General features: G+C 58.9%; 22 protein-coding genes and 1 riboswitch. Of the genes, 9 read left to right on the forward strand and 13 right to left on the reverse strand.

All coding sequences use genetic code 11. The annotated features are described in order from the left end of the window. Window positions 1–380: 380 nt before the first annotated feature. Together IE111_RS00005 and IE111_RS00010 are read left to right on the forward strand one after the other, a co-directional pair. Complete coding sequence (locus IE111_RS00005; RefSeq protein ID WP_189606441.1) at window positions 381–1,217, forward strand: flagellar motor protein MotA; 837 nt, start codon at window positions 381–383, stop codon at window positions 1,215–1,217. Between the two features lie 22 nt (window positions 1,218–1,239). Then, complete coding sequence (locus IE111_RS00010; protein WP_189606442.1) at window positions 1,240–2,559, forward strand: peptidoglycan -binding protein; 1,320 nt, start codon at window positions 1,240–1,242, stop codon at window positions 2,557–2,559. Window positions 2,560–2,670: 111 nt separating this feature from the next. Here the strand turns inward: IE111_RS00010 and IE111_RS00015 are convergent, their stop codons facing one another. Beyond that, a complete protein-coding gene (locus IE111_RS00015) occupies window positions 2,671–2,880 on the reverse strand; it encodes a DUF1127 domain-containing protein (protein WP_189606443.1) in 210 nt (69 codons plus the stop codon). A gap of 126 nt (window positions 2,881–3,006) precedes the next feature. Between IE111_RS00015 and IE111_RS00020 the strand changes: the two genes are divergently transcribed. After that, window positions 3,007–3,921 carry a LysR substrate-binding domain-containing protein gene (locus IE111_RS00020; protein ID WP_189606444.1) on the forward strand — a complete coding sequence of 305 codons (915 nt, stop codon included), beginning with the start codon at window positions 3,007–3,009 and terminating at the stop codon, window positions 3,919–3,921. A 53-nt stretch (window positions 3,922–3,974) separates the two neighbouring features. Here the strand turns inward: IE111_RS00020 and IE111_RS00025 are convergent, their stop codons facing one another. After that, a complete protein-coding gene (locus tag IE111_RS00025) occupies window positions 3,975–4,712 on the reverse strand; it encodes a hypothetical protein (RefSeq protein WP_189606445.1) in 738 nt (245 codons plus the stop codon). Between the two features lie 451 nt (window positions 4,713–5,163). Between IE111_RS00025 and IE111_RS00030 the strand changes: the two genes are divergently transcribed. The 4 genes from IE111_RS00030 to IE111_RS00045 are packed head-to-tail and all read left to right on the forward strand — an operon-like array spanning window position 5,164 to window position 9,008. After that, the gene (locus tag IE111_RS00030) at window positions 5,164–6,717 is read left to right on the forward strand and encodes a sensor histidine kinase (protein ID WP_189606446.1); all 1,554 of its coding nucleotides are present in this window, start codon (window positions 5,164–5,166) and stop codon (window positions 6,715–6,717) included. Next, window positions 6,714–7,256, forward strand: coding sequence for a hypothetical protein (locus IE111_RS00035; protein WP_189606447.1), 543 nt, complete (start codon window positions 6,714–6,716; stop codon window positions 7,254–7,256). Before IE111_RS00030 ends, IE111_RS00035 begins: the two co-directional genes overlap by 4 nt. Continuing rightward, on the forward strand, window positions 7,243–8,313 hold the full coding sequence (locus tag IE111_RS00040; RefSeq protein ID WP_189606448.1) for a tetratricopeptide repeat protein: 1,071 nt from the start codon (window positions 7,243–7,245) through the stop codon (window positions 8,311–8,313). Before IE111_RS00035 ends, IE111_RS00040 begins: the two co-directional genes overlap by 14 nt. After that, a complete protein-coding gene (locus tag IE111_RS00045; protein WP_189606449.1) occupies window positions 8,301–9,008 on the forward strand; it encodes a response regulator transcription factor in 708 nt (235 codons plus the stop codon). Before IE111_RS00040 ends, IE111_RS00045 begins: the two co-directional genes overlap by 13 nt. Before the next feature lie 3 nt (window positions 9,009–9,011). Here IE111_RS00045 and IE111_RS00050 read toward each other — a convergent pair whose 3' ends face one another. Further along, window positions 9,012–10,004 carry an aminoglycoside phosphotransferase family protein gene (locus IE111_RS00050; protein ID WP_189606450.1) on the reverse strand — a complete coding sequence of 331 codons (993 nt, stop codon included), beginning with the start codon at window positions 10,002–10,004 and terminating at the stop codon, window positions 9,012–9,014. Between the two features lie 149 nt (window positions 10,005–10,153). Between IE111_RS00050 and yihG the strand changes: the two genes are divergently transcribed. Further along, window positions 10,154–11,065 carry a 1-acylglycerol-3-phosphate O-acyltransferase, YihG family gene (gene yihG / locus IE111_RS00055; RefSeq protein WP_189606451.1) on the forward strand — a complete coding sequence of 304 codons (912 nt, stop codon included), beginning with the start codon at window positions 10,154–10,156 and terminating at the stop codon, window positions 11,063–11,065. A gap of 56 nt (window positions 11,066–11,121) precedes the next feature. Here the strand turns inward: yihG and egtD are convergent, their stop codons facing one another. The 10 genes from egtD to moaA all read right to left on the reverse strand — a co-directional run bounded on the left by egtD (window position 11,122) and on the right by moaA (window position 18,574). Next, complete coding sequence (egtD, locus tag IE111_RS00060) at window positions 11,122–12,102, reverse strand: L-histidine N(alpha)-methyltransferase (protein ID WP_189606452.1); 981 nt, start codon at window positions 12,100–12,102, stop codon at window positions 11,122–11,124. Window positions 12,103–12,106: 4 nt separating this feature from the next. Beyond that, window positions 12,107–13,333, reverse strand: a complete 1,227-nt coding sequence (gene egtB, locus IE111_RS00065) for an ergothioneine biosynthesis protein EgtB (protein WP_189606453.1) — start codon at window positions 13,331–13,333, stop codon at window positions 12,107–12,109. A 374-nt stretch (window positions 13,334–13,707) separates the two neighbouring features. Next, on the reverse strand, window positions 13,708–14,508 hold the full coding sequence (locus tag IE111_RS00070; RefSeq protein ID WP_189606454.1) for a phosphotransferase family protein: 801 nt from the start codon (window positions 14,506–14,508) through the stop codon (window positions 13,708–13,710). 12 nt (window positions 14,509–14,520) lie between these two features. Beyond that, complete coding sequence (locus tag IE111_RS00075; protein WP_189606455.1) at window positions 14,521–15,063, reverse strand: uracil-DNA glycosylase; 543 nt, start codon at window positions 15,061–15,063, stop codon at window positions 14,521–14,523. Between the two features lie 217 nt (window positions 15,064–15,280). Then, on the reverse strand, window positions 15,281–15,736 hold the full coding sequence (gene moaE / locus IE111_RS00080) for a molybdopterin synthase catalytic subunit MoaE (RefSeq protein ID WP_189606456.1): 456 nt from the start codon (window positions 15,734–15,736) through the stop codon (window positions 15,281–15,283). Between the two features lie 7 nt (window positions 15,737–15,743). Then, window positions 15,744–15,995 carry a MoaD/ThiS family protein gene (locus IE111_RS00085; protein WP_189606457.1) on the reverse strand — a complete coding sequence of 84 codons (252 nt, stop codon included), beginning with the start codon at window positions 15,993–15,995 and terminating at the stop codon, window positions 15,744–15,746. Next, a complete protein-coding gene (gene moaC / locus IE111_RS00090) occupies window positions 15,992–16,486 on the reverse strand; it encodes a cyclic pyranopterin monophosphate synthase MoaC (RefSeq protein ID WP_189606458.1) in 495 nt (164 codons plus the stop codon). Before moaC ends, IE111_RS00085 begins: the two co-directional genes overlap by 4 nt. Window positions 16,487–16,488: 2 nt before the next feature. Continuing rightward, window positions 16,489–17,034 (reverse strand): molybdenum cofactor biosynthesis protein B, encoded by a 546-nt coding sequence (moaB, locus tag IE111_RS00095; protein ID WP_189606459.1) that lies wholly within the window; start codon window positions 17,032–17,034, stop codon window positions 16,489–16,491. Next, window positions 17,031–17,603 (reverse strand): molybdenum cofactor guanylyltransferase, encoded by a 573-nt coding sequence (gene mobA / locus IE111_RS00100; protein ID WP_189606460.1) that lies wholly within the window; start codon window positions 17,601–17,603, stop codon window positions 17,031–17,033. Before mobA ends, moaB begins: the two co-directional genes overlap by 4 nt. Window positions 17,604–17,605: 2 nt before the next feature. Continuing rightward, the gene (gene moaA, locus IE111_RS00105; RefSeq protein WP_189606461.1) at window positions 17,606–18,574 is read right to left on the reverse strand and encodes a GTP 3',8-cyclase MoaA; all 969 of its coding nucleotides are present in this window, start codon (window positions 18,572–18,574) and stop codon (window positions 17,606–17,608) included. Continuing rightward, window positions 18,563–18,715: riboswitch (molybdenum cofactor riboswitch) on the reverse strand. It overlaps the preceding gene by 12 nt. A 251-nt stretch (window positions 18,716–18,966) precedes the next feature. Here moaA and IE111_RS00110 point away from each other — a divergent pair. After that, on the forward strand, window positions 18,967–22,023 hold the full coding sequence (locus tag IE111_RS00110) for a hypothetical protein (protein ID WP_189606462.1): 3,057 nt from the start codon (window positions 18,967–18,969) through the stop codon (window positions 22,021–22,023). Window positions 22,024–22,045 lie beyond the last annotated feature (22 nt).

Consider the following 22,045-nt stretch of genomic DNA (forward strand, 5'->3'; position numbering starts at 1 on the left):
GGTTTTGTAGCGGCGGGCAGGCACTGGAAAGCTCCTTTTGAATAGCAAGCCGTGATTTTAACCTTAAAGAAGGGATACTTTCACAGCCTCAGTGCCCACCCTACGGTGTTAAGGAACACAAGCAGTTTTTTGTGCAGATGGCTAGTCCGGGCGGCGGGGTGGTGCCTTGCAGGGATGTCCGCAGCATGGATGCTGCGGTCAAGCCCACATGGACGTGTTTACGGCGACCCTGCAAGGCGCTACCCCTCCGCCCGGACGGGTTCAACCACAGCAACCAACAACGACAATGAGTAAAATAGGAGCACCGTAAGACAACTTTGAAAACAGTGTGATATGGTTATCGCCACTTGACCAAATCGCCGTCTCGTCGAGGAGTATCCATGAGCAACCCCAAACACACGCTATTCTGGATGACCGTGTATCTGTTGATCGTCGGTGCCGTGTGTGCGTTGATCTACGTTCCCCTGGAATCTGCTTTCCTGGCCAACTGGGTCTTCAACGCCCTCATCTTGGGCGTCCTGATCATCGGTATCGGCCTCACCTATCGCCAGGTATTGACGCTCAACCCCGAACTCCAGTGGATCGCCCTCTTCCGGACCGGGCGCAGCGGCCTGTCCGTCAAACAGGAACCGCGCTTGCTCAAGCCGCTCGCGCGCCAACTCGGCGAAGACTTCAAGCGCGACCGCTTCCGCATGACCGCCATGTCCCTGCGCACCGTACTGGACGGCATCCGCGCCCGGCTCGATGAATCCCGCGAAATCTCCCGATACATGATCAGCCTGCTCATCTTCCTCGGTCTGCTGGGCACGTTCTGGGGCTTGCTGGGCACCATCCAGTCCGTCGGCGCCGTCATTATCGACCTCAACATTTCCGGTGGCGACTTCAACGAAGTCTTCGCCGAGCTTCAGGCCGGATTACTCAAGCCACTCGAAGGCATGGGTACCGCCTTCAGTTCATCACTGTTCGGTCTGGGTGGTTCGCTGATCCTCGGCTTTCTGGATATCCAGGCCGGTCACGCCCAGAACCGCTTCTACGACGGACTGGAAGAATGGTTGACCGGTCTGACCAACCTCGTCGACGCCGAAGAATTGGGCGAGTCCGGTGCCAAGGAGACCACCTTCAAGGCCCGCGAGGAGCTCGCCGAGGAACTGATGATCCTTGAGGAGGAAAACCGCCAGCTCAAGGAACAGATGGGATTCTATGACGACGATAAGTAAACGCTGACCGGAGCCACCCCTGATGTTAGGCAGTCGCCGCCGCGCCGCTACCACGGTTAACGTCTGGCCGGGCTATGTCGATGCCCTGTCGGCGTTGCTGTTGCTGATCATTTTCATGTTGCTGATCTTCACCCTCGCCCAGGTTTTCCTGGCCGAGACCGTGTCCGATCGGGACGCTGAACTGAATCGATTGAACGCCCGCCTGGCCGAAATTTCCAACGCCCTGCGCATTCAACGATCCACCAACGAAGACCTGTCCGAACGGCTGACCAGCTTGCGCGCCGAATACAACCAGGCCCTGCAGCGTCAGACCGGCCTCGAAGACCAGATTGCCGCGCTGGAGGAAACCGTCGAAGCGGACAAGGAAACCATCAAGGTTCAGCTGAGTGAAAAGGCGCAACTGCAACAGGACATCATCGCCCTCAGACAGGTCCGTGCCGAACTCGAGCAGGAAGTCGCCGGTCTGGTCGCCTCGCTCAATCAGCGTGAGGAAGACATCGAACGCCTGGAAACCGAACTCGACAGCCGACAGGCTCTGGTCGGCTCCCTGCGCGACCGGACCCGCTCCCTCGAAGCCCGCCTGGCCGAACAGGAAGAACGCACCCTGCTCGCCCAGCAGGAAATCGACGCCAAGGACATCCGCATTCAGGATCTTGTCGCCATCACCGAGGAAAACGAAGAAGCCCTGGAAGAGGAAAAACAACTTTCCGCCAGCGCCCGCGCCGAAGTCGAACGCCTGAGCCAACAGATCGAAGACCTCGAAAACCAGCTCAACCAAATCAGCGCCGCCCTGCAGCTTGAAGAGCAGAAAACCACCGAACAGGAAACCGTCATCGCCGACCTCGGCGAACGCCTGAACACCGCGCTGGCCCAGCGCGTCAACGAGCTGGAACGCTACCGCTCCGAATTCTTCGGCCGGCTGCGCCAGGTGCTTGTCAACAACCCCAACATCCGCATCGAGGGCGACCGCTTCCTGTTGCCCTCCGAGCTCTTCTTCGAGTCCGCCTCCGCCACCCTCGGCGACTCGGGCAAATCGGAACTGGATAAACTCGCCAGCACCTTGCGCGACATCTCCGCCGAGATACCGGACGACATCAACTGGATATTGCGCATCGACGGTCATACCGACCAGCGGCCGATCAACACCGAACGCTTCCCGTCCAACTGGGAATTGTCCACCGCGCGGGCCGTGTCCGTTGTGCGTTATCTCGAGGAACAAGGCATCCCGCCGGATCGTATGGCGGCCGCCGGGTTCGGGGAACATCATCCGGTCGATCCGGCGTTCACGCCCGAAGCGTTTCAGAAGAACCGTCGGATCGAGGTCAAACTGACGAATCGGTAGGTCGGGGTTAATCAAAAAACCGGCACAGCGGTAACATCGTTGTGCCGGAAAGGACGTCTGAACCCTGGTTTGGAGAGCAAGGAGGGATCCTCAAACCGCCGGTATTCGGGTTCAGCGCCAGAACGGTTTCACGATTTCCTGCCTCACCTCATGGGGCGTCAACCCCAAATCCTTTATCAGATAGTCCGGCAGGCTCGCCAGTTCACGCCGAGTCTTGTGGCGACGTGCGAAAACCTTCACCCAGGCCATGAGCGTTATCGGGTGCCTGGCCGGTGTCGGGCAATCAGGGCATACTATCGGTGTCATTGTCAGTTGAGTCATGGCGCGACCTCCTTCGTGGTCGTCGAAACCGTTTCGACGACTTCGTGTAGATGCCCACCATTGTTGACTCGCGACCGGACGCTGACAATTGATCAAAATTTGCTGTCGATTAAAAGGAACTAAGGCGTGCACAACCTGCCGTCCCTGAACGCTATGCGCTGCTTCCTGATCGCCGCCGAAAAGCTCAGCTTCAAGGCCGCATCGGAAGCCTTGTTCGTGACCCAAGCCGCGGTCAGCCACCAGATCAAACTGCTCGAAGACCACCTCGACGTAAAACTGTTCGAACGCCTGAACCGTGAAGTGCGTCTGACGCCCGAAGGCCGCGCCCTACTGCCCTACGTGCGTTCCGCGTTTGAAAGCCTGCAACAGGGCGTCGCCCAACTGCAGGACGACCCGAACCCGGATCGGGTCAAGGTCTCGGTCATTCCCTCGTTCGCCTCGGCCTGGCTGGCCCCACGGATGGGCAGCTTTCGAACGCGACATCCGGAATACCGCGTCGTTCTCAACCCGTCTTCCAAACTCGAGGATTTCTCCGGCGATACCGACATTGCCCTGCGTTTCGGCCACGGACAGTATCCGAACGTCCACACCGAACTGCTGATGCGCGACACCCTGCTCGCCGTTTGCGTACCGGAAATGATCCCGGAAGAAGGCGCGACCTTCGACTGGCTGAAGCAAGTGGATCTGGCCGAGGACCTGAGCTTTGAGCGCCACCCCTGGAATGCCTGGCTGACCCAGCAGGGACGCCTGTTGGAAGGATACACGGTAAACATGACCATCGAAGACGCGCGCATGCTGATCGATATCACCCTAGCGGGTGGCTATGTGGGGCTGGTTCGCAAGTCACTGGTCCAACCCTATCTGGTGTCCGGCAAACTGGTTAAAGCGTTCGAGTACGAATTGCCGTCCGAGTATTCCTACTATCTGGTTGCCCCGGAACGCTATCTGAACCGGCCCAAGGTCAAAGCCTTTCGGAAGTGGCTGAAGCATGAACTGGAGACATCCTTTGTCCCCGAATTACTGGATTTTCACGGAAGCTGAACAACTTCCGGCAATGGTGCCGGCGTATGCCGGCGCCATTTAGAGGGGGCGACTTACTGATCGTCTTCGTCATCATCCCATTCGTCGTCGTCATCCTCGTCTTCATCCGACCCCAATTCGCCATCGTCATCATCGTCTTCGCCAAAGTCGCCAGATTCCTCGATGTTATCCTCAATGACCTCCATGACATCCGATCGGTTATCACCCGACAGAAACAATTCATGCCGTTGTTCGGCTTCGTTCCAGACAATCGCTTCCTGGAGCGTCAAGTCCAGGTCGGAATTGGTTTCGATGTCATCGAAACGGAACCAGCGGGCCATTCGAAAAGCGACAATCAAGTCGACCGTTTGATCTGTGTTCAAGGTAATGGTGTTCGAGATGTCCGAGCCCGCAAGATCGAATTCCTCGCTCAATTCGGACTGCAGTTTGAACGGGATCGCATTGTGAGTACCGTCTTGGCTTGTGTAGGTGCCTTCAAGATACAGGGTAAAGCGGTCTAGCTCCGGATAGGTGTCGATCAGGGGGTTACCTTCGGAATCCAGATCCTCTGGCTCGAGCTTCTCGATTTCCACCTCTATGTCGTCGTATTGACCGGCTTCGATCAGCAACGAAGGCAAGACCGGGTTCGTGGTGCTGGTCAGCAGGTCGACGACGTATGGACCGACGAATTCGATCTCGACGTGGCTGGAATCGTCATTGCTGTCGCTCGCTCCATCCACATCGTCGTCCCCTTCGCCTTCCATTTCCAGATCGACTTCCTTGACCACCATCCAGGCCGTGGTCAGATGCAAGGTACCATCCGGGCTCCCTGCATTGTCGTAAACCGGGATGTCCACCCCGCTATCACTAGCGGCTCGCAATAGATTGCGAGCGGTTGTACCGTCTGGACGGGTTCCCTGAATGGACAATTGAGTTTGCGTCCTGGCATCGCTCTCGCCGCTGGGACCACACGCGGCTAACATCAAGGAAGAACCAGCGATGAGGCTGGACCACAATAGGGTTCGAGCGTATGTATAGGCCATAGGGAACTCCTCGTTATCAACAAAATGGCAACTTGCCGGTAAAGGCAACCGATACGGTCGCCCTACCCCATTGAGGGTACGCCCACCCAACGTAGGCGACGTATGCTTTGTGTAAGGAAAATGTTCCAGGGCGTTCTATGAGAGCCGCGGGATCGTTATAGTGGCCGCTGTGCTTGGAGGTCGATACTCCAGGCTGGGTTATGCCTTCGGAACAATTGCCATGTGGCCGATTTTCACAAAAATTTATCTCTGGTGGCTCGCCGTCCTGATCGTCCTGTGCCTGGCGGTCTATGGCGTCATTGATCGCCTGAATCAGCACCGCTTCGAACGATTCGCCGAGCGCCAGGCCGAACCCGCGCTGACCCTGATTCGCGAGGGGCTCGAACGCCATACCAACGGGCGGGAGGCCGCGTGGCTGGAAATCACTGCCAGCCTGACCGGCGTCGGCTGGCAGATCGTGGAGGAGGACGTCGACGCCCTGCGGGTCGATGAAGCGTCCTGGCAGGATGAGCGGGCCCGCCTGACCGTGCCGATTCGTGACGATTTGATCATTCAGGGGCTGATTCAGGATTGGGAACAACTGGCCACCGGCATCGGATTGCTGACATTGAACGAGCTCTCGCTGACGGACGCGGACCAGCGCGAACAGCGATTGACCGAATTGCAACACCTGCTCGGGCTGGAACTGGCCCGTGTCGGTTGGGAAAACGAAGGCCTGGGCTTTGTCGACGAACGCAACCTGGCGCGGGGCCAGGTGATCGTACAGTCCAACTATGCGTTGAACCAGTTCATGGTATACGTCCCCGCCGGCGCCGAGCAGGCCCTGCGGGTCGGCCCCTTCGATCAATTCCAGTGGTTGACGGTCGGCGGTATCACCGTGTTGGTGCTCGCCCTGCTCATCACCCTGGCCATCGCCCTGATCCTGGTGCTGCTGCCGTTGCAGCGACGGCTGGGCCGCCTGACCCAGGCCGTGGACCGCATCGCCGAACAGGGTCGCACCGAACCCTTACCCCGACAGCCGCAAGATGGCCTGACCACCATGTGGCGTCACGTCAACGCCATGGCCCAGCGCCTGATCGACCTGGCCGACCAGAGCCAGCAGTTGAACCAGGCCGTATCGCACGATCTGAAAACCCCCCTGGCCCGAATGACCTTCGCACTGGAAATGCTCGACTCCGACAGCGACCCGTTGATCGGTAACCTCAAGACCGATGTGCGTGAACTGAACCAGTTGCTGGACGAACTGCTCACCTTTCACCAACTGTCGCAGTCGACACCGACGGAGCCCCACTACTGCTTCCCCCGGGCCGAACTCGATCGATTGCTGGAAGGCCCCATCGTTAGGGATGTCCGGGTCTCCAAATCACTCGACGGCGTGCACCGGGCACCGATCGAAGAGCATCACTGGCGTCGCCTGTGTCGCAACCTGGTCACCAATGCCGTCCAGTACGGCAATGGCCACATCGATGTTCGATTGGAAGAAGACCTGGACGGACTTCGGTTGGCGGTGGGCGACAACGGACAGGGGTTCAGCGAAGAGCTGAAAGACCGGGCCTTTGAGCCCTTCGTGCGCGGCGATCGCGCCCGCAATTTGAACAGCCAGGGCCATGGCATGGGGCTGGCACTGTGCCAAACGATCGTTCAGTATTACGGAGGCCGTCTGACCATCAATCAAAGTCACCTCGGCGGAGCGCAGATCGATGTCTGGCTGCCCACGGTCCAGGACGTCGACACCTCGGAATCCCCGCGAGCCGAAACCGAGGTGCAACCATGACCCGGCGCCGCTTGCGACCGTTACTCGCCGGATTGTTTATAATCAGCCCTCTGGCGCTTTCCGATGAATGGGGGACCTGGAATGACCTGCCGGACAACCTGCTCGAATCCGAGCAGGATGTTCGTACGCTCGACGAATTGTCGAATCAGCTCGACCAGCTGATTCAGGCGAACCGGGACGTCGACGACAGTTTGAGAAGACAGTTGCTGCGCCACTGGCTGGATCAGATAAACTCCGGGGCCAACAAGAACATCAGCCTGGATCGGCTACTTGAAATGAGCGCCGATTGGGAAAACGACGAGTTAGCCGAGTGGTATGACGATCTCGAAGACTACCTGGAAGAACAAACTACGCCGATCGATCAGAATGGCGACCTTATTGGCGACCCATTGGACGACGAAGACAACAGCGATGACGACGGGTCCATCGACGACGGAGACACAGAACCCGGTGAAGGAGACCCCGTGGATGGAGAAACAGCTCCCCCTACTGATGACGGCAACGACGACGGCTCCGGAGACGACAGTGAAACGGGTTAATTTCGCCAGCCCGGGCCGTTGGCTGCGAGCACTGGTGGCCGCCCTGGCGTGCGCCACCCCATTCACCGCTGTCGCGGACGATTGGGACATGGCGATGCAACAGGCGCTCAGGCTCGACGCCAACGGCTATACTTTTCTGGCCATACAGCAGTTGGAGTCACTGAGCGAGTCCTACCCGGACATTCTGCGTCTGAAGCTGGAACTTGCGGCCCTTTACCTCAAGGTGGACCAGCCCGATACCGCTGAACGCTACATCACCGAAGTGCTGGAAGACCCGAACCTGCCGGTCAAGGTCCGCATCAACGCCCAGATGCTGCAACTGAACATACAGACCGCCCAGTCCGCCTCCCAGCGTCAGGCCCTCACCACCCTGGCCCTTACCAGCGGCTACGAAGCCGACCGGGAGGATGCGTTCGTCCAGGTGAGTGCCGCGGCGCGGTTAACCCAGGCGATGAGCACCCTGGATTTCGGAGGGCGACCGGTCCCGACGCAGGCGATCCTCAATGTGGCTGGGCTGGTAAAACAGGAATTCGAGCCCGAGGATCGACCGGGCCTGATCAATGTCGAAGCCGGCCTCGCCGCCGGCGGCGACCGCATGCGGCTGAGCGGCGGCATGGGGTACCAGGTTTCCACCGATGTGGACGGACCGCTGCTCTTTCTGGACAACCGCTGGCGCGCCAGCGACTGGACCTGGACGCTCAGCAATCACTGGCTCTACCACGGCGACGGCTGGAACCAGAGCCACCGCCTGAGCGTACAGAAGAACATGACCCAACGCTGGCGAATTCAGGGTTTTGGCCGCTATCGCTGGCTGACCGACAACGACCGGGATCGGGACCAGCGGGAGCTTGGCCTGGGGCAAACCCTGGTCTGGCAACAATGGCGCTGGCAATCCGACATCGATTATGACCTCGACGGCGAATACTGGGCCGTCGACACCGGGCTGGACTTCCGACTGAACGAGCGCTGGCGGCTTGGCACCGCCATCGGCACGGAAGATCTGGAAAACACTGCGGACAACTGGTACAGCGAAGTGAGTGTGAGATGGACCCACTAACCCCTTACGCAAAGATCGTGCTGGTCGAGGACGACGCCTCGCTCAGCCAACTGATTGAACAATATCTGGAACGGGAGAGTTTTGACGTCGTCACCACCGACGATGGCCTGGCCGCGCCGGAACTGGTTCGGGAACACAAGCCGGACCTGGTGATTCTCGACATCATGCTGCCCGGACAGGACGGACTCGAAGCCTGCCGGCAGATACAGCGATTCTACGAAGGGCCCATATTGTTCTTAACCGCCCGGACCGAAACCCTGGACGAGATCCTCGGCCTGGAACTCGGCGCGGACGATTACCTGACCAAGCCGGTCGAACCCCGGGTACTGCTCGCCCGCATCAAGGCGCACCTGCGGCGGGCCCGCCGCTACGGCGGACGACGATCGAAGGAAGAGGGACTGGGCTGGCTGCACGTGGACAAGCGCAACCTGCGCGTTCAGTGCCAAGGCCGCGATATCGAGCTGACCCAGCCGGAGTTCGACCTGCTGGCCCTGCTCTACGAGCAACCGGGTGTTATCTTCAGCCGAGACGACATCATGCAGGCTCTGCGGGGCATCGAGTACGACGGTGTCTCGCGCACCGTGGACATCCTGATCTCGGGCCTGCGCCAGAAACTGGGTCTGGAACAGGCCATCAAGACTGTGCGCGGTAAAGGCTATCTTCTGGTGGAAGAGCTCGGTCCGACAACGGACTGAGCCTTATTCGTAACCGGCCATAAACTCGCGGAACAGCGCCGGGATGGCATAGTCGTAAGTCTGGCTGCGCGCATCGTCCCGGTTCTGCAGGGCGTGGTGCCAGCTCAACAGAGAGACCAGCGGCCAGGCCTTGCGCGAGCGTTCGAACAGATCGTCGATGTCGACGTCCGGCAATTGAGCCTTCCACGGCGCCAGATACGCCTGGATGTACGGATACAGGCCGGCGTCCCCATCCTTCAGGCCAAAGCGGCGCTCCAGTGTCGCCAGTACGGTCCGCATCGACATGAACGGATGACTGACACTGGCGTCGCCCCAGTCGAAAATACGTCCATGCTCTTCAAACCAGGCGATATTGCCGTCATGCAGGTCACCGTGGTTCAGAGTGTCGCTCAAATCACCCGGATAGAGTGAATCGGCGAACGCCGGCCATTCGTCCAGCAGCGCCTGCAACCGAGGCAGATGGTCGGCCGTCAGCCGGTCTTTTTCATCCTCCACCTCAATTGTGATCGCCTGATCGATCAGTGGTTGCACCAGCTCGGGCAAGCGTTGCATGGTCCGATCCGGCAAGCCAAGGGAACGCAACGGAATCGAGTGCTCCATCCAGTCGATCTGCATCCGGGCGTAATCCGCCAGTATGCGAAACCAGGGCTCAGGCTGAGGCGGATCGCCGAGAACAGTGCGCATCGTTGGCCCTGCGTCGTCCACCAGGAGCCACCCCTTGCTTGAGTTCATGGCCACCGGTTCGGGTACCAGATCGGGATGAGACTGGAACAACTGGGCGGTGAGCGCCAGTTCGGCTTTCATGAAGGGGGCTACGCTTTTGCAATACAGGACCCGGTTGCCCTTGGTCAGTTTCCAGACATGGGACCAGGGACGATCGGTCAGGATCTCAATGGCATCGAGAGGATAACAGTTGAGTTTGCGGAGATAAGGCTGAACCCAATCGTCCAGCTCAGCGGGTAATGCGGGTGCTTCGGTTGTACCAGATTCGCTCATAGTCGCTAAATGTTTAGAGGTCAAAGTACATTGTGCCAAAACAAAGGACCAAGTTCACGGCTTTGTCATCAAAATGAGAAATGAGGCCGATTTGTCCAGCCCCGCGCATTCTTTTACCATTAGCGGCTGCTAAATGACTGAGTCGATCCATGTTCAAAGCCGTCTTGTCGACCCTGATGGGCGTCATCAGCGCCGCCGCGCTGCTGGTTCACACCCTCTTTCTGGGGGTGTTTTTGTACTTTTTCATCCTGCTGCGCCTGGTGTTCCGCTTTCCGGCCGCGCAACGGCGTATCAACCCCGCCATCACCGAAGTCGCCGCCACCTGGGTGGGTGGCATCCTCTGGTGGATCAACCGCGTGTTCAGAACCCGGTGGGATATCCAGGGGCTGAACAAGCTGAACCCCAAGGGCTGGTACTTGATCACCGCCAATCATCAGTCCTGGGCCGACATCTTTGTCCTGTTCCGGGTATTTCATCGCCAAATTCCACTGTTGAAGTTCTTCATCAAGAAGGAAATGGCGCGCATTCCCGTCGTCGGACAAGCCTGGTGGGCACTGGATTTTCCGTTCATGCAGCGTCATTCCCGCGAATACCTCGAAAAACACCCGGAAAAAGCCGGTCAGGACCTGGAAGCCACGCGTAAGGCGTGCGAGAAATTCTCCCTGGTCCCCACCAGCGTAATGAACTTTCTCGAAGGCACCCGCTTCACCCCGGCGAAACACGACAAGCAGGGTTCCCCATTCACCCATCTGTTGAAACCGAAGGCCGGTGGCATCGCCTTCACTATTGGCGCACTCGGCGACAAATTCAGCGCCCTGACCAATGTCACCATCGTCTACCCCAAAGGCGCGCCCAGTTTCTGGGACTTGATGTGCGGGCGCATGCGCCAGGTGATCGTCCGGGTCGAGGAATTGCCGATACCGCGCCACTTCACCCAGGGCGACTACCAGGGCGATACGGACTTCCGTCGCGAAGTCCAACAATGGGTAACCGGCCTCTGGGAGCGTAAAGACGCCATGATCGAGGACGTGCTGACCAAGCACGGCACACCTTCCCGTTAAAGGCTCACCGTAAACCTCAACGGCCGGGAAGGTGACAGGAACCGGGCAGGACCGGACTATATATCCCGCTCGAAGTAGAACAGGCCGAAGTAACGGTCGTCATCGAACCAGGCCTGTTCAAACCGATAGCCGGCGGTGCCGACCAACCCGATGAAAGTATCCGGGTTGTACTTATAGCTGGATTCGGTATGAATGCTCTCACCCGCCTCGATATGGAGGGTTTCCCGGCCAAGCGTAACATCCTGCGGTAGGTCGGCGATCAGGTGCATTTCGATGCGGTGCAACATGCTGTCGTAGTGGGCGCGATGTCGGAAAGCCTCGACGTTGAAAGCGGTTCCGAACAATCGGTTAATCTGCCTCAGCGCATTGCGATTGAATTCCGCCGTGACACCCTGGCTGTCGTTGTAGGCCGCCTCAAGCATTGAGGTGGGTTTGTGCAGATCGACACCAATCAATAGCCCGCATTGACCTCCCAGCCAATCACCCATGGACCGCAGAAAACGTTGCGCCTCGCCCGGATCGAAGTTGCCGATGGTCGATCCGGGAAAGAACAGGATCGGATGCCCGTCCGGCAGGACATTCCGGTTTGGGAACTGTTGGTGATAATCGGCGACAAGTGCCGTGATCGACAGGGCGGGATAGGCGTCGCTCAGTTGCTCCAGACTGGTCGCCAGAAAGTCGCCGGAAATTTCCATCGGCACAAACGCGCGGGGCATTGCCTGGTCGAGCAACCAGCGTACTTTTTCGCAACTGCCGCACCCCGGTTCGACCAACAGCGATTGATCCAGTCGCATCGCCCGCGCCATGTCCGACGCGTGCCGCCGCAGGATGCCATTTTCGGTTCGTGTCAGGTAGTACTCGGGCAACTGGGTGATCGTCTCGAACAGCTGCGATCCCCGTTCGTCATAGAAAAAGGTTGGCGAGAGATGTTTGCGTTCGGCCGACAGGCCCCTCAGCACATCGAACAGCGAGTGCTGGGTGGCCGGTTCCATGTCGATCCAGTCAATCCTTTCTTCCTGGGGCATGCTGAGCGTCATGGGTTCACTCCTTGTCTTGGGCAAGGCGAATGCCGGTAAACTGCCACCGATCGCCCGGATAGAAAAAGTTGCGGTAGGTACGCCGCGTATGGCCGGCGGGTGTTGCGCAGCTCGAACCGCGCAAGGTCAATTGATTGCACATGAATTTGCCGTTGTATTCACCGACGGCGCCACCGGCCGGGCGAAAGCCCGGATAGGGTTGGTAGGCGGATGCCGTCCACTGCCAGACGGCTCCGTACCAGGCATCTCCTCCCGGACGGGGGTGCCAGTCACCATTGACCGGCCCCTGATCCGGACCCGGATCGGGAGCAGCGGTCTCCCATTCCGCCTCGGTGGGCAGGCGGGCACCGCACCAGGTGGCGTATGCGTGCGCCTCGTATGCGCTGACATGACACACCGGCGCATCAGGGTCCAGCGGTTGGCACCCATGCAAGGTGTACACCCACCATTGATCGTCTTTCAGAAACCAGTACAGCGGTGACCGCCAGCCATGGTTTTGAACCGTCGTCCAGCCGTCCGACAACCACAGGGCCGGGGTTTCGTAACCACCGTCATCCATAAAGGCCAGGTATTCCCGATTGGTGACCGGCCGGCTGGCCAGGTTCCCGCCCGCTAAATAGGTGCGATGGCGCGGGCCTTCGTTGTCAAAGGCGAAGCCATTTCCGTCATGCCCGACCTCCCACACACCTTCCGGCAATGGCTGCCATTCGAGCGGTTCCTGTCGAATGGGACCGGAACGGGTCGCTTGAGGCATGCCCGGCGGCAGCGGTGAGAACGACCAGCAATACTTGAGATCGGTCAGCATCAACTCCTGGTGCTGCTGCTCATGATGCGTTCCCAATGAAACCAGATTGAGCGCCTCCGGCGACAAACCATCCATCGAGATGGCGTTTTGCAGCGTGTCGAGAATGTCCGTTCGATAGCGCCAGACCTCTTCCAGGGTGGGTCGTGCCTGAAGATGTCGCTGAGCCCGGCTCAATGGCTGACCCAGAGTCTGGTAATAGGAATTGAATATCCGTTGAAACTCCGGATGGGATGAGCGGTAATCGTTCAGATAAGGCGTTAGAACGAAGGTCTCGAAAAACCAGGTGGTATGCGCCAGATGCCACTTCAGTGGACTGGTGAATTCAGCGGCCTGTAAACCGAAGTCCTCGGGCTGCAAGCCTTCGCACAAATGAAGCGTCTGTTGCCGTACGCCTTTCAGGCGCCTGAGTATGGCCTCGTCTTGCACAGTGGTCCCTCGTGCTGAAGTTGAGCGGTAACAGAGCAGTCTAGACCACCGATCGAGGTTTTCAGGTCGATGCGGTGTTTAACGACGAAAATGTGAACCAGGTTTCAGTTCAAATATGAGTGTTCAAGCCCGATTGTTAGGATAGGTAGTAATTGTGACATCACGATGATGTTGGGAGGCGTGGCCAAGCCAACGGATTAGTCGGCTATCGTGCCTGGCTTGGAAAGAGGGCTTCGCCCTCGCGGCAGATATCGCCCAAGGCTCTTCTGCCCTACTGTCAGGTGGATTCTCGTAGGGCAGAAGAGCCTTGGGCGATATCTGCCAAGCGGGTGCCAGCCCGCCCAATCCCCGATTCTTTCCATCCAGCAAATCAACTACAACAACCACACAGACTGTCCCTTCAGCCAACCGCCAAACCGCCGATTGAACCACTCCATGTAACGCCCCACTTCCGGATTCCCACGATCATGAAGGATATTGACCACTTCGATCACCAACCAGGCCATGGTGGTTAAAACCTGGCTGCGAATCGATTCAGAGTGAAACCCGGCCGTATGTCGGACATCCAGATACGCCGAGCAATATCGATCGACCAGCTCGATGTCCGGCAAGCCGGGAATCATCGGCGCCAGATCCATCGCCGGCGAGCCCATTCCGAAACGTTCCCAGTCGAACAACACCAGATCACCGTTTTCGCGGCGTCCCCAATTGAACGCATTAGTATCGCCGGACACCGGGCAGACCGGTTCGAAAACCGATGATTGGCGATCGAAAAAATCGGGCAGCCATCGATCGATCAACCGCTGCTGATCGGGCTCAAAACGGTCTATCGCCCGTTCCGTGTCTTGAGTCGTCCAACGGTATGGAAACAATCGATCCCGGTCCAGATTAAGATCGGCTTCGTGGATTTCGGCCAGAGCCTGCATGAAGTCCGGTTGGCCGGTCTCGGACGGGTGGACCGCATGGGGGATGTATTCAATCCACATACCCTCGCTGGGCGACACCGCGAACACATCCGGAGCCGAGATGCCGGAAGCGCCGGGCTGGCAGAGTATCTCCTGATAAAAATAGGCTTCCGTGGGATGAACGGGTGCCTTGTGTATGGCCGTTTTACCCTGCCAGGTGGTTTTCCTGACCCTGGCCTCGCCCATCATGGCGAGATCCTGATCCGTCATCTGGCGTTCTCCCTAGCGCACCGGTTCGGTGGTTGATCGCAGCAGATCATCCATCCCTTGAATGAATTCCGCCTTGCCGCCAAAGGATGGATGACGAATATATCGGATGGATTGATCGGGAAATACCGATCGGGCACATTCCAATCCCTTGCGTCCGACTCCGACGACAACAGTCGGTTCAAACAGGTCGTGCAAGACTCGCAGGAAGTGGCCGCCCTGCTCCACTTCTTTTTTATTCGGGGCCCGGTTGGTCAGTCGTTCACCCGGTCGGTGTGGATGATAGGGAAAGGCATTCCAGAACAGCGGCACGACGGGCTTGTCGAGCAGATACTCCCAGACCATGGTGGCGGTATTCTCGGATTCCCGGACCCGGATATCCAGTTGGTCCCGAATCGAGTGGATGAACGGATGCGGACTGGAGCGGAACAACTGACCGCTGGAAAACGGAATACCGGTGTATTTGCAGCCTTTGAAACCCGGTGCTTCGCCGACCAGCAACAGAGGATTGGTCTGGGTCGCCTGCAATCGCTCAAGGTAAACGCGGAGGTTGTCCACGAGCCTGGGGGTTCGGTAAGGATTGAAAACCGTTTCGGTATGGCGTTGCCGTTTCAGATCTTTGAGAAATGCGTCGATGGAATTCACGGAATGGGAGCCGGAACAGGTTGTACATGGGATAGCCAGTCAGTTCGCCCATGGTACCCGAGTCTTTCCGGCAACTGAACCGCGCCAACAACTCGGCTCAGCTTAATCAAGATTGAACGAAGAACCTTGTTCAGTCCTCCCAGCGGCGTTTCAGTTCGTCGTCGGATTCCCGGGCATCCAGCCAGTGACTGCCTTCCGGTCCGGTTTCCTTTTTCCAGAACGGCGCTTCGGTTTTCAGGTAGTCCATCAGAAAGGCCGCACCGTCGAAGGCCGCCTGGCGGTGCGGACTGCTGCAGCCGACAAAGACGATCTGATCGGCCGGATGCAAATCGCCCACCCGATGAATGATACGGACCCGTGTCAGTGGCCAACGTTCACGTACGCGCGCGACGATTTTCTCCAGACAGCGTTCCGTCATGCCCGGGTAGTGTTCCAGACTCAGACCGGTGACATGTTCGCCTTCGTTCAGATCCCGCACGCGACCGACGAAAAAGACGACGGCACCGTCCTCGGTATTGTACTCACACAGGGCGTCGTACTCATCCTGTACACTGAAATCCTCGTGTTGGACGGCGATGTGTAACATGACGGACTCAGCCTCCGGTGACCGGCGGGAACAAGGCGACTTCGTCACCGGCCTTCAACGCCGGGTTGCCGTTGACCATTTCCTGATTGACCGCCCGCAGCAAGGGAGCCTCCAGCGAGGGTTTCCAGTCCGGGTGTTCATTGACCAACCAGCCGACCAGGGCGTCCAGATCGGGCGCCTGTGCAGCGGGTACGTCGAGTTCGGCGGTGTTCAGTTCCTCGCGCAAGCGCGCGAAGAATTTCAGTTGGATGGTGCTCATGATGTGCCCTTCGCTGTATCTGACTGCCAATGGCCGGTCTTACCGCCCATTTTCTCCAGGACCCGCAAGCCCTCAATGCGCATGCCCGGATCGACGGCCTTGACCATGTCAAACAGGGTCAGCGCCGTGACCGAGGCGGCCGTGAGCGCTTCCATTTCGACGCCGGTCTTGCCGTCGAGCTTGCAATAGGTCTCGACGCGCACCCGCCCCTCGTCGACCTGCAATTCCAGATCGACCCCGACCTTGCTGAGCATCAACGGATGGCACAGCGGGATCAGGCTGGACGTCTGCTTGGCGCCTTGTATACCGGCGACACGGGCCACGCCGAAAACGTCGCCTTTGTGATGGTCGCCGCGTCGAATCAGCTCCAACGCAGCTTCATTCATATACACATAGGCTTCAGCCCGTGCTTCCCGTGTGGTAACGGTTTTACCCGAGACGTCGACCATATTGGCCTCGCCCCGTTCATTGATGTGACTGAATCGCGACACCCCTACCCCCGGCTTTCGCACTGCTCGGTGGAAACGGCCTTCAGGTGAGCCACAAAATTACAGGGCTTCTGACGGGCATCGAGCTGTTCCTCGATGATGCGTTCCCAGGCCGTGCGGCAGGCACTGGTGGAGCCCGGCAGGCAGAACACCAGAGTGCCGTTGGCCATGCCGGCGAGTGCCCGACTCTGGACGGTGGAGGTACCGATTTCCTCGTAGGACAGCTGACGGAAAAGCTCGCCGAAACCTTCCACTTCCTTGTCGAACAGGGGTTTGACGGCCTCGGGTGTCGAATCCCGTCCGGTGAAGCCGGTACCGCCGGTGATCACGACGACCTGTGCATCCGCGGAGGCGATCCAGCGGGAAAGATGATGACGGATCTGGTAGACGTCGTCTTTTTCGATGCACCGCTCGATGACGGTGTGACCCGCTGTCGTGGCCTTGTCCGCCAGGAACTGGCCGGAGGTGTCGTTGCTCTCGTCGCGCGTGTCCGAAACGGTCAGCACGACGAGGTTCAGGGCTTCGAAGGTGTCGGAAGTGTGTTTGCTCATGCGGAATCTCCTGCAGGCAGCGAGGCAGTCGCGAGAAAGCGTTGCCATTCGTCCGGGGTATTCAGATTGATCAGTTCATCACCAGCCTCGGGCGTCGGTAACCAGAGGCCGTCGAAGGTTCGGTGCAGATGGCGGATGGATCGAGGCCCGTCCGGGTCCGCCAGCCAGGTGTCGATCCGGTCGAGCAGGCCTTCGAGGATCGGCAGCCCAAGCGGCAAGGGTGTGTCGCGATAGGCCACCGGCCGGGCCACCTCGGCCATCGATGCCAGCAACGGGCGCAAGTGCTCGGGGTTAAGCCCCGGCATATCAACCGGTACCACCAGCCAGGCACCGATTTCGGGGTGCGCGCGGGCGGCGGCGGCCATGCCCGCGAGTGGGCCGGGAAAGTCGGCGTGTTGATCCGGTATACCACCCGGGCCGCTGTGGTAAACGGGCAGGTCCAAGGCTTCGAGACGCCGCTTTTGCCAGTCCAGCAAGGTGGTTCCATGCACCGGCAAACCGGCTTTATCGCGCCCCATGCGTCGGCTGCGGCCACCGGCCAGCACCAGGACGGCCGAGTGTGCGTTCATCTTCAGCCCCCGATGATGCTGAGGTTCTGGGTGCCGCCGCTGTTGTGCTCATGCAGCAGATGCGTCGGCGCCTTGAACCTCAACAGTTCGACCAGTTTGTTCTGCAACTCGGTGTTGTCGACGTCCGGTTGCATCCACTGGCGAACATCCAGACCGTGGTCCGAAAACAGACAGAGATGCAGCTTGCCGGTGCTGGAGATGCGTAACCGGTTGCAACTGGCGCAGAAATCCTTGCTGTAGGGCATGATCAGGCCGATACGACCGGCGAAATCCGGATGCCAGAATTCCTGGGCGGGGCCGGCTTCGCGGGTGCGAATGACCGGTTGCCAGCCTTCATTCAGCAGGCGTTCCTTGACCGTCTCCCCGCTCATGTGGTGTTCGCGGAAAAAGGTCGGGTGGTCGCCGGTTTCCATCACTTCGATGAAGCGCAATGTGACCGGTATGGTTTTCAGCCAGGCCAGAAACTCGCTCAACTGGTCGTTCAGACCGCGCATCAGAACTGCGTTCACCTTGGTATTCACACCCAGTTCCAGTGCCCGATCCATCCCGTCGAGGACTTCCCGCAACCGGTCGTGACCGGTGATGGCCTGGAACTGGCGTGGATCGAGGCTGTCGATCGACAGGTTCAACTGGTTCAGGCCCGCCTCGCGCCAGCGGTCGATACGCTGCGGCAGCTTGTAACCGTTACTGGTGATGGCGACCTTGCGGATGCCGGGCGTCCCGGCGGCTTCGGCAATGATCTCGGGCAGATCCGCCCGCAGACCCGGTTCACCACCGGTCAGGCGCACCTTTTCGGTGCCGAGCACGGCAAAGGCCCGCAGCGTCTGGCGGATTTCGGGCAGCGTCAGGAAGGACTGATCGGGTTTCCCCTGATAGCCGTCCGGCAGGCAATAGGTGCAACGAAAGTTGCACACGTCGGTAATGGACAGCCGCAAATAATAGAAACGGCGTCCCAGGGCGTCTTGTAGCATGTCTCACCTTTCCAAAGTCGGGAGGCCAGGCCGTTTCCAGACTGACCCTGTCGCAAACCTTACAGCGTAAGGCGCGAGGCCCGGCGGTCGTATTCGCGTACAGCGAACTTAGACACACGGGGCTCGGTGTTGTTCCCGAAGACTATAGCGCAAGTGTAGGGGCTCTGCACAGAGGCGGGATCCCTCTAACGGGGTAAGGAGGGTGATTTGGGTCAGGCGCTATGTGGAACATCTTTATACGTCTGCTCCAACCTTGCACCGCCGCTGACGTGAACTAAGGTCAATCGATAAACGCAGCCCTCGAAGGACATCACAAGGTCGTGAAGCCTGCTGCGATCCAATAATGAAATTGACAGTACCGTGCTCACTGTCATTCTTTAAGGAGTTTCGTCATGACCAAGGATCTTCTGTCTCGGCTATTGCCGCGCCTGATTCGTGCTATGCTGGCTATTACTCTCACAATGCCACTGGCGGGCTTTTCAGGCGCCGAGCCTGACGCAGCCGATCTACCTCTCCCCTCTTCTTTACCCCAACACGACTACGAAACACAGCTCTACACCTGGCTGATGCGGCAGCAGTATAAAACGCTCGGCTGGCAGCACGATGCCATGGTGCGCGACACGGGCCCCTACATCGAGGGGGAATACTACGGTACCCATCCGGCGGTTCGCATCTTCTATTCGCCGGAAGTAATGGACTGGCTAAAAAACGATCGGCAGGGCGATATAGCGGATGGCGCCATGATCATCAAGGAAATGTATTCGCCTCCGGCCGTGTTGTATCAGGACCTGGAACAGAAACCGGAATATCAGCGGGATCCAGCGGCCTACGAGGCCATGCTGGGCCAATTGGTTTCGGCCTGGACGGTGATGGTGAAAGACAGCCAAGGGTCTCACGACGGCTGGTACTGGAGCGGTACCAGCGCGCCCGACAAGGACCAGAGCGTCGAGGCGGCGGTACGCAGCCAGGTGGAACGGTACGGGCAGTTTCCGAACTCGGGCTTCGGGGCACCCTGTTTGCGGTGCCACGGTTCCGCCGAGAATGAATTGACGTTCAGCACCTTTCGCAACTTGAACGGTCCAAAGTCGACCGACTATCCGTTGCGATTTATGGTGGATTCCTCGTGGCGCAGCGAAGCACACTTCAACAATTATCCCCTGTCCCTGCTGGCGGATGATCCCTTCGTGCGGAATCGGATGATGATCCCGACCGGGCAACGCCCCTGGTCAGATACATCGGTTCCCGGTTTGAAAGACTATGTCAGTGCTCACTTGGGTCGGGGCGGAGAGTCCGAGCAGGTTCCGTCCCGGGAAGCTCTGGCGTCACCCAATGCGGCCTTTCTGGAACAATTCCCGAGCCTGGCGTCGAAAGCACCCTCCTTGCTCTCGGATGTCACCGCCTTTCCGTCGCAATGGACCGATCATGTCGTGCCCGGCCCGGGTGACCCTGAAACCTTCATGACCTCCAGCAACTGTATGGGTTGTCACGGCGGTCTGGGCGGCCTTCCCTACGGTGTGACCATGTTCGTGCAAACCGGCCCGAATTATGGCGACGGCTACAATGTCTCCGAATACGGCGAGTGGCGTTGGTCGCCCATGGGGCTGGCCGGGCGCGACCCGATCTTTCATGCCCAACTCGAAAGTGAAATGGCCTATATCGAACGGGACGCGGGACTGACACCGAACCCATTACGCGGCAGCGTGGAGGACACGCAACAGGCCATTACCAATACCTGCCTGAGTTGCCACGGCGCAATGGGTCAACGTCAGTTAGCGATCGACGCCGAATTGGACCCGTCGCTGGATCCGAATTTCAATGTGGACTATTTCTACCTCACGGAACGAATGTCCTCGAAAGATCCAAAACCGGACGACTACGCATACCACAAGTACGGGGAACTGGCCCGCGAGGGCATCAGTTGCGCGGTCTGCCACCGCATCGATGCACCATCGGCGGCCGCCATCAGCCAATGGCAACCCGCCGAGCCGGACTGGCTTACACCGGAAACACCCAGAGAACTGGCCTACTCTCTGTTCCACAATTCCACCGGCCGGTTCGAGCGCGGTCCCAACGATGCCTTTTTCGGCCCCTTTGATGATGTGTCCACAGAGCCCATGAACACGGTTATTGGTGCTGAACCGAAACACAACGACTTCGTGCAGGACTCCCAATTGTGCGGCACCTGCCACACCATCAATCTGCCCAATATTGGTCTATCCGAGCCGCCCTCCCCAGTGCTGGATGCGGTCGAAACGAACCCGGCTTTCGCAGACTATGCCCATACCATCGAACAGGCCACCTTTCTGGAGTGGCAAAACAGTGCGTTCGCGCAGGGCGAAGGCGACCCGAGTTCGTCCTTCCAAAGCTGCCAGGACTGCCACATGCCGGGCGGCTTTAAAACGCTCGATGGTCGTGTGAACATCGATCAACTGGTGACTCAGATCGCGGCCGTTCAGGATGCCAACTTCCCCGGCGCGGAAGAGACGCTGCCTCTTGAAGATCTGGATATCCCCTTTCGGGACGACTACACCCGTCACGAGCACGTCGGTCTCAATGTGTTTCTGTTGGAAATGTTCGACCAGTTCCCCGAAATTCTGGGTGTGGTCAAGAACGATTACATGACTTCCGCGGACAACGGTGTCGACCTGGCGATCGAGAACATGGTGCGACTAGCACGGGAAGACACGGCGGCGATCGACATTCAGTCGGTGTCCATCAAGGACGGCCGGCTAACTACCCAGGTCCGACTCCAGAACAAGACCGGTCATCGCTTTCCCAGCGGTGTGGCGTTTCGGCGGGCCTTTGTGGAATTGCTGATCAAGGAAGACGGACGCGTCATCTGGGGATCGGGACGGACCAACGCAGCTGGCGTGATCGTGGATGGCAACGGCCAACCGTTAACGACGGAATTCCTGCCCGGGCCGGAGGACTACCAACCCCATCACGAACGAATTACGCGCGAGGATCAGGTGCAGATATACGAAGAGCTGAATCGAAACGCTCAGAACCAATTCACCACCAGCTTCGTGCACCGTGTAGACAGCCCAAAGGACAACCGCCTGTTACCGCGCGGTTGGCGCGAGTCCAGCGTGTTCAAACCACAAGGCCAGGTGATGGAACAATTCATGGAGGCGACCGACCCTCATGGGGTAGGCAATGATCCGGATTACCAGGATCAGGGGCCGGCATTTCCGGGAGAGGATAACCTCTCATATGAAATCGCTCTACCGGCCGGAGTGGATACATCCAAGCTCGTGGTCGAAGCGACGCTGTATTATCAGGCCATTCCGCCTTATTGGCTGCACCAACGTTTCACCACGGCACCGGACGGGCTCGCCACTCAGCGACTCTATTATATGACCAGTCGACTGAATCTGGAGGACACACCTATGGAGAATTGGAAATTGAAGCTGGTGAACGACACCTTCGAAGTGCGCCCGGATTCCTGACGGGCCGGGCACCCCTGGGTTG

It is taken from the genome of Saccharospirillum salsuginis (assembly GCF_014651855.1).
GTDB classification, from domain to species: Bacteria; Pseudomonadota; Gammaproteobacteria; order Pseudomonadales; family Natronospirillaceae; genus Saccharospirillum; species Saccharospirillum salsuginis.

Coding starts and splice junctions, on each gene's coding strand:
- IE111_RS00030 (WP_189606446.1), top strand. CDS start 5,164: ATGTGGCCGATTTTCACAAAAATTTATCTCTGGTGGCTCGCCGTCCTG.
- IE111_RS00045 (WP_189606449.1), top strand. CDS start 8,301: ATGGACCCACTAACCCCTTACGCAAAGATCGTGCTGGTCGAGGACGAC.
- yihG (WP_189606451.1), top strand. CDS start 10,154: ATGTTCAAAGCCGTCTTGTCGACCCTGATGGGCGTCATCAGCGCCGCC.
- mobA (WP_189606460.1), bottom strand. CDS start 17,603: ATGAACGCACACTCGGCCGTCCTGGTGCTGGCCGGTGGCCGCAGCCGA.
- egtD (WP_189606452.1), bottom strand. CDS start 12,102: ATGACGCTCAGCATGCCCCAGGAAGAAAGGATTGACTGGATCGACATG.
- IE111_RS00050 (WP_189606450.1), bottom strand. CDS start 10,004: ATGAGCGAATCTGGTACAACCGAAGCACCCGCATTACCCGCTGAGCTG.
- IE111_RS00085 (WP_189606457.1), bottom strand. CDS start 15,995: ATGAGCACCATCCAACTGAAATTCTTCGCGCGCTTGCGCGAGGAACTG.
- moaB (WP_189606459.1), bottom strand. CDS start 17,034: ATGAGCAAACACACTTCCGACACCTTCGAAGCCCTGAACCTCGTCGTG.
- IE111_RS00010 (WP_189606442.1), top strand. CDS start 1,240: ATGTTAGGCAGTCGCCGCCGCGCCGCTACCACGGTTAACGTCTGGCCG.
- IE111_RS00015 (WP_189606443.1), bottom strand. CDS start 2,880: ATGACTCAACTGACAATGACACCGATAGTATGCCCTGATTGCCCGACA.
- IE111_RS00110 (WP_189606462.1), top strand. CDS start 18,967: ATGACCAAGGATCTTCTGTCTCGGCTATTGCCGCGCCTGATTCGTGCT.
- moaE (WP_189606456.1), bottom strand. CDS start 15,736: ATGTTACACATCGCCGTCCAACACGAGGATTTCAGTGTACAGGATGAG.
- IE111_RS00035 (WP_189606447.1), top strand. CDS start 6,714: ATGACCCGGCGCCGCTTGCGACCGTTACTCGCCGGATTGTTTATAATC.
- IE111_RS00070 (WP_189606454.1), bottom strand. CDS start 14,508: ATGACGGATCAGGATCTCGCCATGATGGGCGAGGCCAGGGTCAGGAAA.
- moaA (WP_189606461.1), bottom strand. CDS start 18,574: ATGCTACAAGACGCCCTGGGACGCCGTTTCTATTATTTGCGGCTGTCC.
- IE111_RS00005 (WP_189606441.1), top strand. CDS start 381: ATGAGCAACCCCAAACACACGCTATTCTGGATGACCGTGTATCTGTTG.